7 protein-coding genes and 1 tRNA gene are annotated in these 6,178 nt (G+C 69.0%); 7 read left to right on the plus strand and 1 reads right to left on the minus strand.

Annotated features, from left to right (window positions below):
* Window positions 1-107: 107 nt before the first annotated feature.
* The 5 genes from eno to ACWPOC_RS06735 all read left to right on the plus strand — a co-directional run bounded on the left by eno (window position 108) and on the right by ACWPOC_RS06735 (window position 4,009).
* Window positions 108-1,394, plus strand: coding sequence for a phosphopyruvate hydratase (eno, locus tag ACWPOC_RS06715; protein WP_455408233.1), 1,287 nt, complete (start codon window positions 108-110; stop codon window positions 1,392-1,394).
* A gap of 8 nt (window positions 1,395-1,402) precedes the next feature.
* Complete coding sequence (locus ACWPOC_RS06720) at window positions 1,403-2,110, plus strand: FtsB family cell division protein (protein ID WP_189637369.1); 708 nt, start codon at window positions 1,403-1,405, stop codon at window positions 2,108-2,110.
* Window positions 2,107-2,634: a DUF501 domain-containing protein gene (locus tag ACWPOC_RS06725; protein ID WP_455408234.1), complete on the plus strand. Its 528-nt coding sequence runs from the start codon at window positions 2,107-2,109 to the stop codon at window positions 2,632-2,634. Before ACWPOC_RS06720 ends, ACWPOC_RS06725 begins: the two co-directional genes overlap by 4 nt.
* Window positions 2,631-3,575 (plus strand): Ppx/GppA phosphatase family protein, encoded by a 945-nt coding sequence (locus ACWPOC_RS06730; protein WP_268655290.1) that lies wholly within the window; start codon window positions 2,631-2,633, stop codon window positions 3,573-3,575. Before ACWPOC_RS06725 ends, ACWPOC_RS06730 begins: the two co-directional genes overlap by 4 nt.
* A 230-nt stretch (window positions 3,576-3,805) precedes the next feature.
* Window positions 3,806-4,009 (plus strand): cold-shock protein, encoded by a 204-nt coding sequence (locus ACWPOC_RS06735; protein ID WP_064852142.1) that lies wholly within the window; start codon window positions 3,806-3,808, stop codon window positions 4,007-4,009.
* Between the two features lie 88 nt (window positions 4,010-4,097).
* Here ACWPOC_RS06735 and ACWPOC_RS06740 read toward each other — a convergent pair whose 3' ends face one another.
* Window positions 4,098-5,351 carry a lipase family protein gene (locus tag ACWPOC_RS06740; RefSeq protein ID WP_455408235.1) on the minus strand — a complete coding sequence of 418 codons (1,254 nt, stop codon included), beginning with the start codon at window positions 5,349-5,351 and terminating at the stop codon, window positions 4,098-4,100.
* A gap of 146 nt (window positions 5,352-5,497) precedes the next feature.
* On the opposite strand from ACWPOC_RS06740, the gene ACWPOC_RS06745 reads away from it, so the two are divergent.
* Both ACWPOC_RS06745 and ACWPOC_RS06750 read left to right on the plus strand, forming a co-directional pair.
* Window positions 5,498-6,004, plus strand: coding sequence for a GNAT family N-acetyltransferase (locus tag ACWPOC_RS06745; protein ID WP_455408236.1), 507 nt, complete (start codon window positions 5,498-5,500; stop codon window positions 6,002-6,004).
* Window positions 6,005-6,023: 19 nt separating this feature from the next.
* Window positions 6,024-6,097, plus strand: a tRNA-Leu gene (locus ACWPOC_RS06750).
* Window positions 6,098-6,178: the final 81 nt, after the last annotated feature.

Here is a 6,178-nt window from a genome sequence, read left to right on the forward strand (position 1 = left end):
CGCCGGGCCTCGAGCGCGCCTGTGCCTCACACGCAGGTCGCGACCGTTAGGCTGTCTCCAGCGTGCAGACACCGCAGCGTGACAGTCCATCGAAGGAGAATCAGCCAGTGGCCATCATTGAGCAGGTAGGAGCCCGCGAAATCCTCGACTCCCGTGGCAACCCCACGGTCGAGGTCGAGGTGCTGCTCGAGGACGGAAGTTTCGCCCGCGCTGCAGTGCCGTCGGGCGCCTCCACCGGCGAGCACGAGGCCGTCGAGCTGCGTGACGGCGGCGAGCGTTACCTCGGCAAGGGTGTCGAGAAGGCCGTCGAGGCCGTCCTCGCCGAGATAGGGCCGGCCATCATCGGCCTCGACGCCACCGAGCAGCGCACCGTCGACCAGGCCCTCCTCGACGCCGACGGCACCCCCGACAAGGGCCGCCTCGGCGCGAACGCCCTGCTCGGCGCGTCGCTCGCCGTCGCGAAGGCCGGTGCGGAGTCGTCCGGACTCGAGCTGTTCCGCTACGTCGGCGGCCCGAACGCCCATATCCTTCCCGTTCCGATGATGAACATCCTCAACGGTGGCGCCCACGCCGACACGGGCGTCGACGTCCAGGAGTTCATGGTCGCCCCGATCGGCGCCCCGACCTTCAAGGAATCCCTCCGCTGGGGTGCCGAGGTCTACCACTCCCTCAAGTCCGTGCTCAAGAGCAAGGGCCTGGCCACCGGCCTCGGCGACGAGGGCGGCTTCGCCCCCGACGTCGCGGGCACCAAGGCCGCGCTCGACCTGATCAGCGAGGCCATCGGTAAGACCGGTCTGAAGCTGGGCAGCGATGTCGCGCTTGCGCTGGACGTCGCGGCCACCGAGTTCTACACCGAGGGCACCGGCTACAAGTTCGAGGGCCGGAACCGCACGGCCGCCGAGATGGGCGCCTTCTACGCCGAGCTCCTCGGCCAGTACCCGCTGGTCTCCATCGAGGATCCGCTCAGCGAGGACGACTGGGAGGGTTGGGTCTCGCTCACCGAGGAGATCGGCGACAGGATCCAGCTCGTCGGCGACGACCTGTTCGTCACCAACCCCGAACGCCTCGAGGACGGCATCGTCAAGGGCGCCGCGAACGCGCTGCTCGTGAAGGTCAACCAGATCGGCACCCTCACCGAGACGCTCGACGCCGTCGATCTCGCGCACCGCAACGGCTACAAGACGATGATGAGCCACCGGTCCGGCGAGACCGAGGACACCACCATCGCCGATCTCGCCGTCGCCGTCGGCAGCGGACAGATCAAGACCGGCGCGCCCGCCCGCTCGGAGCGTGTCGCCAAGTACAACCAGCTGCTGCGCATCGAGGAGTCCCTCGGTGACGTCGCTCGCTACGCCGGCGAGCTCGCCTTCCCGCGGTTCTCCGTCGAGGGCTGATCGCCGGCATGAGTCAGCGCGGTAGATCCCGTCCCGGAGCGAGGCGCACCCGCACCGAGGGTGTGTCGGGCGTCCGGCGTCCGGGCCGGGTCCGGCCCACGGGATCTACCGCCCCGGCCGAACACGCGGCCGAGAACGCGGGTGCGCGGCCGGCCGGCCGCGAGGACCCCGTTCATTCGTCGCCCGGTCGCGGCCGGCCCGGTGGTTCGGGACGAGCCCGCCCCACCCGGGTCGGCGCGCCCCGCGACTCCCGCCGCCCCCGCACCGAACGCACCGTCCTGGGCCTGTCCACCGGCCGCGCAGTGGTGCTCGCCCTCGTCGTGTGCGGTCTCGCCCTCACCCTCGCGGTGCCGCTGCGCACCTACGTGAGCCAGCGTTCCGAAGCCGAGCAGCTCGCCGCCGAACGCGTGCAGCTCGAACAGGAGATCGCGGCCCTCGAAGAGCAGAAGGCCCGCATGGAGGACCCGGCCTGGGTCCGCGCCCAGGCCCGCGAGCGACTGCGGTTCGTCGTCCCCGGCGATATTCCCTACCAGGTGCAACTCCCTGGCGACGCCCCGCCCGAACGCGAGGAGCGCGAACCCGAGCGGCCGACGACCGGCGCCTGGTACAGCGACCTGTGGTTGTCGGTCTCAGAACCGGCACCCGAACCCGAGCCCGAACCCGTGCCGCAGCAGATGCCTGTGGCACCCCCAGAACCAGGAGATGTCCCCGGGTGACCGATCACGTCACGCAAGAAGACCTCGACGCCGTCGCCGCCCAGCTCGGGCGCGAACCCCGCGGCGTCCTGGCCATCGCCTACCGTTGCCCCGACGGTGCGCCCGGAGTGGTGAAGACCGCGCCCAAGCTGCCCGACGGCACGCCCTTCCCGACGCTGTACTACCTCACCGACCCGCGCCTCACAGCCGAAGCGAGCCGGCAGGAATCGGCCGGGGTCATGAAGGAGATGACCGAGCGTCTCGGCACCGACGAGGAACTGACTGCGGGCTACCGGCGCGCCCACGAGTCGTACCTGGCCGAACGCGACGCGATCGAGTCGCTCGGCACCGACTTCACCGGCGGCGGCATGCCCGAGCGCGTCAAGTGCCTGCACGTGCTGATTGCCCATTCGCTCGCGAAGGGACCGGGCGTCAACCCGCTCGGCGACGAATCCGTCGCACTCGCCGCCGACGCCGGTCTGCGTGGCACGGCGATCCCCGCCGACTGGCCCACCTACGCCGAGCTGCGTGGAGAAGAACAGTGAGGGTCGCGGGAATCGACTGCGGTACCAACTCCATCCGTCTTCTGATCGCCGACATCGCGGAGGACGGCACGCTCACCGACGTCACCCGCCTCATGAAGGTCGTGCGGCTCGGGCAGGGCGTCGACGCCACCGGTCGTCTCGCACCCGAGGCGATCGAACGCACGCGGGTCGCGCTGGTGGAGTATGCCGACCTGATCCGCGAGACCGGCGCCACCGCGGTCCGCATGGTCGCCACCTCGGCCACGCGCGACGCGAGCAACCGTGAGGACTTCTTCGCGATGACCCGTGAGGTGCTCGGTGCCGTGATTCCCGGCGCCGAGGCGGAGGTCATCACCGGCGACGAGGAGGCGCGTCTGTCCTTCGCCGGCGCTGTCGGCGAACTCGACTCCGCGCGTGGTCCTTTCGTCGTCGTCGATCTCGGTGGCGGATCCACCGAGGTAGTTCTCGGCGACGCCGACGGTGTGCACGCCGCCTACTCCACCGACATCGGCTGCGTCCGGCTGACCGAGCGGTGCCTGCACGACGACCCACCGACCGCCGAGCAGGTCGCTGCGGCACGGGAGGTCGCGGCGGGCAAGATCCGCGAAGCGCTCGAGCGGGTGCCGGTCGAGCAGGCGCACACCTGGGTGGGTGTCGCGGGCACCATGACCACCCTTGCGGCGCTCGCCCTCGAACTCGACGAGTACGACTCCGAGAAGATCCACCTGTCGTCGGTGCCGTTCGACCGTCTGCGCGAGGTGTGCGACGGTCTCGTCGCCGCGACCCGCGAGAAGCGCGCGGCGCTCGGCCCCATGCATCCCGGCCGCGTCGACGTCATCGGTGGTGGCTCGATCATCACCACCGTCCTCGCCGAGGAGCTGGGGAGTCGGGCGGGCATCACCGAGCTGGTCGTCAGCGAGCACGACATCCTCGACGGCATCGCTCTCTCCGTCGCCCGCTAGTTCTCCGATCCGTGTGGGTTCCACCCCGATTTCCGGGGCTCGATCCACACGAATCGGCGAATGTGTGGTTGACTGTGTCTCGGTCGAAGTTTTTGTTCGCGTCTTGTCCACGCTCGCAAATCCTTGTTGCGGGCGGTTGGTTCTCCTTTCGGAAGTCACCGCATGTGATGGCGGCCTCGCTCCACCGAACTCTCGGCGGAGCTCGAGTAACACGACAGAAGGAGACAGACATGGCAGAGGGAATCGTGAAGTGGTTCAACGCCGACAAGGGATTCGGCTTCATCGCCCCCGAGGACGGCAGCGCTGACGTGTTCGCGCACTACTCGGAGATCCAGTCGGGCGGCTACCGCAGCCTCGACGAGAACCAGCGCGTGAGCTTCGAGATCGGCCAGGGCGCCAAGGGTCCCCAGGCCACCGGTATCACCGTGATCTGATTCGATCTCCCGTCCCCCCAGGGGATCCGAGACACCATCAGGCCCGCCTCGTCATTCGAGGCGGGCCTGATGCATGTCCGGAGGTCGGTCAGATCGCTCCGCAGTTCGACGACGGCGCAACGCCGGCGAACCGGCCGTCGAGGAAGTCCAGCGCACCCGGTAGGCCGATCACGGCGGCAGTGATGTGATCGGGACTCGGCACGAGCTCGGTCCGCACCGCCACCCCGGCGTCGCAGTATCTGCGGAGGGTCGTGGAGATCGCATCGAGGGGGATCAGCACGTCGGTCGGTGAATGCCACTCGTACACCGGGGCATTCGGCACCGTCGGGACCTTCTCGACGCTGTTCTCCATCAGCACCTCCTGCACGGTCGGGCTGTCGAGCAGGGCGAGACCCACCGCGGCGTCGGCGACGTCGGCCATGCTGCGACCCGCACCGGCGAGCAGGATCTCGTTGGTGCACGCGTTGGCGATGCGGTCGCGCAGTTCCTGCCCCGCACCGTTGAGCTGCTTGCTGACCGGCATTCGGTCCGGGTACTCACGTTCGAGGCCGAGGGCGGCCGCCATCGCCAGCCCGAAGGCCGGATGGGCGGACTCGCCGAGCTCCCGTGCCATCTCGCCGATGTCCATGGGTACCCCGCCGTAGGCGGAGCCGACGATCGGGATCTCCGGCGCGTAGGTCGGGGCCAGTGCCGCGGCCATCGCCGTCGCCATCCCGCCTCCGGAGTAGCCGGCGATGCCGACCGGGCTGTCGGCGAGCCCGAGCGGGGCGTAGCGTTGCGCGGCCCGGATGCCATCGAGGGTGATCTGCCCGCCGACCTTCGCGGCGCCGTAGGCGCTGTTCGGTCCGAGATGGTCGGGAACGGCCAGCGACCAGCCGCGCTGGATCGCGATGAGCAGGCCGGGGGACTCCCGGATCCCTCGCAGCGGGTTCGGTGCATACAGAGCGGTCGACGGCGCGCACTCGAGCCCGAGCGCGTTGATGATCGCCTGGTACGAGACGAGCGGACGACCCGGCGCCCCACCCTGCGGGGACAGCACGGTCGTCACGGCGGAGATCGGTTCGCCGGCGGAGTTCGTCGACCGGAACTTCAGCTGGACGGCGTCGGTGCCCGGGAATCCGAGCGGCGGCGGAACGACGCGCGCTGCGAGGACGTCACCGGGCTGCCGGTCGGCGATGTCGTCGGGGGTGCTGTAGAAGGAGTCGTTCACGGACGCGGGGTAGACGATGCCCTCGGCCTGTGCAGAAGGTGGGGCCACCAGGCTCGGCGTCGCTGCCAGGGCCACGACGGCTACCGCGGTGGCGAGTCGCCCGGTCAGTGGTCGTGCGGTCGTGAAGCGCATCCATGATCCTTCTCTTCGTGCCCGGTCCACCACCCGGCTGTCCGCTGTGTACTTGTGTCCCCGCAGGATGTCGGCCCGAAATCGAGGTGCGTTACAACCCGGACGAGGAGCACACTCGAAGTCGGATCCGAGGAGGTCGAGGAGCAATGAGGATCGAACCGTACACGGCCGAACGACGAAGTGACGTACTCGATCTCTCGATCCGGGCGTGGCGTCCCGTCTTCGAGCTGTACCGACCCGCCGTCCCGGCCTTCGTCTACGACTCCTTCTATCCGAACGGCTGGGAGGCGCGGCAGATCGACGACCTCGGCAGGGTCCTCGACGACGAACCCGAGTCGGTCCATCTGGCCGTCGACGGCGACGAGCTGCTCGGCTGGGTATCGGTGCGCGTGCACCCGGAGGACAGCATGGGGGAGATCCACGTGCTCGCCGTCGACCCCCGTCATCAGCGCAAAGGCGTCGCGTCGACGTTGATGAACCACGCCGACGACCTCGTCCGCGCCGCCGGGATGACGATGATGATGGTCGAGACGGGCGGTGACCCCGGCCATGCCGGCGCGCGAGCCGTCTACGAGGGTGCCGGATACGAACGCTGGCCCGTCGCACGGTACTTCAAGAATCTCGCGCCCCGGCGCGGCGGTGGACAGTCGTGAACGCTAATGTGATCCCCACGCCCCTATAGCCCAATTGGCAGAGGCAGCGGACTTAAAATCCGATGAGTGTCGGTTCGAATCCGACTAGGGGCACTGGTCAGAGGGGGTTTTTGGTCCTTCCTGCGGGTGGTGTAACCGAAAGTTGTCACAGATTGTCACATCGTGGGGACAACT

It is taken from the genome of Rhodococcus sp. 5G237, from assembly GCF_053764735.1.

Excerpts from the sequence above, each read along its gene's own strand:
- ACWPOC_RS06745 (WP_455408236.1), top strand. The coding sequence starts at position 5,498 with ATGAGGATCGAACCGTACACGGCCGAACGACGAAGTGACGTACTCGAT.
- ACWPOC_RS06720 (WP_189637369.1), top strand. The coding sequence starts at position 1,403 with ATGAGTCAGCGCGGTAGATCCCGTCCCGGAGCGAGGCGCACCCGCACC.
- ACWPOC_RS06740 (WP_455408235.1), bottom strand. The coding sequence starts at position 5,351 with ATGCGCTTCACGACCGCACGACCACTGACCGGGCGACTCGCCACCGCG.
- ACWPOC_RS06735 (WP_064852142.1), top strand. The coding sequence starts at position 3,806 with ATGGCAGAGGGAATCGTGAAGTGGTTCAACGCCGACAAGGGATTCGGC.